The organism is Vibrio sp. 2132-1, from assembly GCF_033344315.1.
In genome coordinates this window covers 1-513 of sequence record NZ_JAWPON010000875.1, presented here as the reverse complement: position 1 = coordinate 513, position 513 = coordinate 1, and the positions used below count along the sequence as shown (strand labels likewise).

Annotated in this window: 1 pseudogene; it reads right to left on the bottom strand. The window is 46.4% G+C overall.

Features of this window, described 5'->3' with window-relative positions:
• Positions 1-513 (bottom strand): annotated as a pseudogene (locus R8N47_RS28490) (GGDEF domain-containing protein); the annotation flags it as partial.

The following is a 513-nucleotide window of genomic DNA, read 5'->3' as shown; positions in this document are numbered from 1 at the left end:
CATAGTGACTTAGCGCCGCTTTGTAATCCCCAAGTTTTTGGTAAGCATTGGACAGCAACAGTTGTGCTCTCGCTTGTAGCAATGGCCTTGAATTTTCCATTGCTAGTGTGAACGCTTCTTTACCGTGCTCGATCGCCTTTTCTGGCGCGTCATTTTTCAGATAAGCAAAACCAGCGGCTAAATGCCCCTCGGTTTGTAAATGGTTGTTTTCGTATCGCTCACCCAAACCGAGTGCTTTGTTAATGTATTTGACGGCTTGTTCAAGGTTGCCAATTTCAGCAATGGCGGAAGCAAGACCCAAATACGCCAAGCCTTGTCCATACGGATAGTGGAGCTCTTCCAAGATTTTCAATGAATTCTGGTAGTGGTTAATGGCCTTATCGAAATCTTTCGATTTGTTATACATCCGAGCTAGGCTGTGTTCGACTTGCGCCACTTTGAGTGGGGCCTCCTCAAGTTGACGCGCAAGCAAGGATTGGATGAGGTATTGCTCCGATTGCTCAAACTGTCCTA